The organism is Mesorhizobium sp. M2A.F.Ca.ET.067.02.1.1, assembly GCF_004023285.1.
In the GTDB taxonomy this organism is placed as follows: Bacteria; Pseudomonadota; Alphaproteobacteria; order Rhizobiales; family Rhizobiaceae; genus Mesorhizobium.
In genome coordinates this window covers 1-3,956 of record NZ_RZSB01000561.1, presented here as the reverse complement: position 1 = coordinate 3,956, position 3,956 = coordinate 1, and the positions used below count along the sequence as shown (strand labels likewise).

The following is a 3,956-nucleotide window of genomic DNA, read 5'->3' as shown; positions in this document are numbered from 1 at the left end:
CGTGACGCCGGAAGCGGTCGAGGACGGGCCGATCGCCAGGATCCACGACGGCGATGTCATCCGGCTCGACGCCGATGCCGGCACGCTGGAGGTGCTGGTGCCGGGAACGGAATTCGCGCTGCGCCGCACCGCGGACGCCGATCTCATCGGCAACGAGTTCGGCTTCGGCCGCGAGCTGTTCGCGGGGTTCCGGCAACTGGTCGGGCGTGCCGATCATGGAGCGGCGGCATTCGGAAGCGCCTGACGTTGCGGGTTCAAAAGACAAAGGGCGGCTTTGAGCCGCCCTTTGTCTTTGTTCCGGCCGAAACAACTACTGCACCGTGATCTCGCTCCGTTCGCCGGCCTTGATCGTCACCGGCGTTTCCTTGTCCTGGCCCTGGTCGGAGGCGTGCCGCACGACCACGTAGTCACCGGCGGGAATCGTCTGCTGCCAGCTGTCGCCATAGCTCAAGCCTAGCGACTTGCGCTTGCCCTCTATGTCCTTCTTCGACGAGAACACCTCGATCGAGTAAGCGCCGGGCGCCGACATCGCCAGCACGCCGGCGTCGAGCGCGACCTTGATGTCCTGGTTGTCGCCGGCCTTGATGCTGAAGGGCTGCTCGGCAACCGCAAGATCGAGGGTGGTGAGCGCGACATAGTCGTCCGGCGGCAGCCAGAACTTGCTGTCGGGACCATAGGAGTGCTCGACGCTCTCGCGGGAACCGTCGATCTTCTTCTTAGCCTTGACGATTTCGAAGCTAATGCCGGAATTGTCGGCCTTGTCGCCGCCTGCCGTATAGAAGGCATTGAGCACGGCGTGCCCGACGCCGACGACGACGTCCTTCTCGACCGTCTGTCCGGCAGCAAGCTGGATGGTCTCGGTTACCGTGCCGGCGCCGATCTGCACCGTCACTTTCTGCTCGCCGGCGGGGACAGTCGCCTTGGCGTCGCCATAGTGAGTGGTGCTGCCGCCCTGATAGGCGAAGTCGACACGCGCCTCGCCGCTGATCTCCGATCCCTGGCTCGCATGCGGATGGATAACCAGCGTACCGCCGTTGAGCGTGAACAGCGGCTTGTAAACCTGACCGGCCTCTATTCTGATCTTTTGCTCGCTTCTTGCCTCGTCGTCGCGGCCGACGACGATATAGTCGCCCGGTTCGAGATTGGTTTTCAGCTCGCCATACTCGGTCATGACCTGATCGCCGCGCCAGCCGTCCGCATTGGCCTTGTAGATTTCCCAGGCATTGCTGTTGTCGGAGATCTCGGGACCTCCCTTGGCCATGACCACGCTTGGCATGAAATTGAATTCAGGCTTGGCGGGCTCGGGCGCTGGCGCGGGTGCCGGAGCGGGCTCTTGCGCCGGAGCCGGAGCCGCCACGGTCTCGACCAGGGCGTCCTGCAGCGCCTTCTCGTCGGAGGCCTGGATGTATTTGCCGCCGGTGTTTTCGGCGAGGCAGGCGATCTGCTTGCCTTCGTCGGCGGTCAAGCCGAAGCCGACGACATCGGCGGTGAAGTCGACGCCGCTTTCCTTGAGCTCCTTGCCGAGCGCGCAGGGATCGCCGCCGCAGGTCTCCAGCCCGTCGGTGATCAGCACCACCGTTGCCTTGTCCTCGGTGTATCTGAGCGCCTCGGCGGCCTGCTTGACGGCAGCCGTGAGCGGCGTCTTGCCCAGGAATTTCATGCTGTCGGCGGCCGCCGAAATGGCGCTGGCGGAGCCGGCCTGTGGCGGCACGATCAGCTCGATGTCCTCGCAGCTGCCCTTGGTGCGATGGCCATAGGCCATGAAGCCTATCTCATCGTCGGCCGGAACCGATTGCAGCACCGTGCGCAGCGATTCACGCGCGATCTCCAGCTTCGGCTTGCCGTCGATCTGGGCCCACATCGAACCCGATGCATCAAGGATGATGATGACCTTGTTGGCGGCAAAGCCGAAACTTGTCATCGACAAAAGGAGGGCCGCCGCAGCGACGCTCCGTATCAGTCCCGCCATGGATGTCTCCTGATTGTTCCCTCGTCCGCGCCCGGAAAGCTATTTTAGGTGGCCTGCGGAGACAAGCTGCAAAAGCTCGTGGTCAGGCGCCCGGCACCTGTGCCGGGACAAAGCCCTCGGCCTCGACGATCTCCCGGTAACGCGGATCGGCGCGCAGCCCCTTGAAGGCCGGATCGATGCGCACGCCGAGCAGATCGTCTTCCTTGCGCCTTGCCGATTCCTCGAGATAGCGGATCGCATCGTCGCCTCGACCCAGCATGGCGGCGGTGGTGGCGAGCTTGTAGGCAGGTTCGCGGTCGCGCTGGTATTGCCGCAGCTGCTCGGCGAACATCGCCTTCAACAGGCCATCGCCGCCCTCGTCATCCAGGCCCTTTTCGGCGGCATCGGCAATGGCCTGGCGGGCATCGTTGCCGGAGATGACAGCGGCACGCCGGTATTCGCGCAGGAAATCGCTCCAGCGATGCTGGTCGAGATAGATGGTGGCGAGATATTCGGGCGGCGAACGCAGGTTCGGCTCCGCCTCGGCAAGCGGCTGCAGGATCGCCAGGGCCTCGTCGACGCGGCCGGCATGGAACAGGATGAGCGCCTTGTTGGCAAGAATGCTGCGCGACTCCGGGCTGAGTTCCTGCGCCTTGGCGATCTCGCTGAGAGGCTGTTCGGTCTCTCCGGCGACCATGAGCGTCAGCGCATACCAGTGGTGGGTCTGGGCGGAATCCGGATCAAGTCGGATCGCCCGTTCGAACAGCGCGCGTGAGCCGGCAAAATCCTTGTCCCAATAGAAAGCCGCGAAGGCGAGCGCCGCGTAGCCGCCGGCATTGCCGGGGTCGAGCGCTATGGCGCGATTGGCGGCGGCCTCAGCCTTCGGATAGGCGTCCCTTGCCGGCTTCAGCGTGAATTGGCTGACCATGTTGTAGGTCTCGGCCAGCTTGGCGTAGGCGTCGGCATATTCGGGATCGAGTGTGGTCGCCTCGGTGAGCAGTTGCATGGCGCGGTTCAGCCCTTTCGCCTGCCTTGTCTCCAGGTAGTAGACGGCGTCGAGATAGAGATCCTGGACCTTGGGATCCGGTTTGTAGGCAGCACGGCCCGGCAAGATGGGAGCGTCGAGCATCGAAAGGATTCCGGCGATGGCGATCACGGCAAAGAGCGTGATCGCGCCGGCGATGACGAGAGCCGGCCGGTAGCGGGAAAAGCCGGCCTGCCCTGGGATCCGATCGGCGTCGGCCGATGAGGCCTGCGGCATTTCACCCGCCTCAGCCGCAGTCTCGGTCGCAGGCGCTTCGGCCGGCGCCGCGCTGTCGCCCCGCAACCATCGCTCCAGCTCATCGGTATAGGCAAAGACGAGATTCCTCGCTCCGCCGGAAATCCGGTGAACCGGCAGGCCGCGCTGGCGCTCCCAGCGCCGCACGGTGCGCTCGTCGCGGCCGAAGAAGGCAGCGATTTCCTTCCAATCGTTCAGCCGACGGTCGCGCCTGCTCGCCAAAGCCTGCCCCCTAGAGCGTTTCACCGTTTCCCGGAAACGGCGAACCGCTCTATCCCTTTGTTTGACGCAATTCCGGACGGAAAACCGCTCACACTTTTCCTGGAATTGCTCCAGTGCCCGTATCTGCCCGCATTTGCCGGACGCGCCCAGGTCGGGCATCGGCTAGCATCCGGACATCGCTGGCTCGACGCCAACCGACGGCACATCCCCGGCGGACAAGCTCGCTTGGCTTGTGACGGATTTCAACCCGGCGAAAATGTGAGGTGCCGGCGGCCGGCCGCGTCACCCAACCGGCGACATCTTCCCGCAACAATCAGTAGGTGGTGCGGCGCTCTTCCGATGGCGGGCGGCCGAACTGGAGCCGGTAGCTCTGCGCGAAATAGGAGTGCGAGGTGAAGCCGGTAGCGATCGCCACGTCGAGGATCGGCATGTTGGTCTGGCGCAGCAATTCGCGCGCCCGCTCCAGCCTCAGCCGCATATAGTAGCGGCCGGGCGTTACGCTGAGGT

At 64.5% G+C, this 3,956-nt stretch carries 4 protein-coding genes; 1 reads left to right on the top strand and 3 read right to left on the bottom strand.

The window, feature by feature from the left end:
* On the top strand, window positions 1-244 hold a 244-nt coding region (locus tag EOA28_RS27540; RefSeq protein ID WP_189342206.1), incomplete at its 5' end, for a dihydroxy-acid dehydratase.
* Window positions 245-310: 66 nt separating this feature from the next.
* On the opposite strand, the gene EOA28_RS27535 is transcribed toward EOA28_RS27540, so the two are convergent.
* From EOA28_RS27535 to EOA28_RS27525, 3 genes are all read right to left on the bottom strand, one after another.
* On the bottom strand, window positions 311-1,969 hold the full coding sequence (locus EOA28_RS27535) for a VWA domain-containing protein (RefSeq protein WP_127252602.1): 1,659 nt from the start codon (window positions 1,967-1,969) through the stop codon (window positions 311-313).
* Between the two features lie 82 nt (window positions 1,970-2,051).
* Window positions 2,052-3,473 carry a hypothetical protein gene (locus tag EOA28_RS27530; protein ID WP_148670878.1) on the bottom strand — a complete coding sequence of 474 codons (1,422 nt, stop codon included), beginning with the start codon at window positions 3,471-3,473 and terminating at the stop codon, window positions 2,052-2,054.
* A gap of 289 nt (window positions 3,474-3,762) precedes the next feature.
* The coding region (locus EOA28_RS27525) for a helix-turn-helix domain-containing protein (protein WP_128315478.1) at window positions 3,763-3,956 on the bottom strand (194 nt) is incomplete at its 5' end.